This window comes from Salifodinibacter halophilus (assembly GCA_012999515.1).
GTDB classification, from domain to species: domain Bacteria; phylum Pseudomonadota; class Gammaproteobacteria; order Nevskiales; family Salinisphaeraceae; genus Salifodinibacter; species Salifodinibacter halophilus.
Genome location: JABEEB010000307.1, coordinates 1 through 267 on the forward strand (window position 1 = coordinate 1; position 267 = coordinate 267).

Below are 267 nucleotides of genomic sequence, written 5' to 3' on the forward strand. Positions count from 1 at the left end.
GGCAGCGGATCGTCACCGCGCTGCCGTTGGCGAGCGAGTCGACCACCGAATACGTGGTGCCCGGGCCGGAGCGCACGTTGAGCGCCGAGCCACTGGTGCCGACCGTGCCCGGCGCACCGCCGCTGCTGGCGCCGCAGCTGTTCTTGCTGGTGTAGTTCTTCTTCTCGAAGTACCTCAGCGCCACGCCGTTCCACTTCGCCTTCTGCACCGCGCCGTTGTAGATCTGTTCGTAGTGCAGATGCGGGGCGAGGTCGTACTTGGCGCTGG

Annotated in this window: 1 protein-coding gene; it reads right to left on the reverse strand. The window is 67.0% G+C overall.

The genetic code is table 11. The features are described from left to right. A partial coding sequence (locus HKX41_11795) for a M23 family peptidase (protein NNC24816.1) occupies window positions 1-267 on the reverse strand: 267 nt, incomplete at both ends.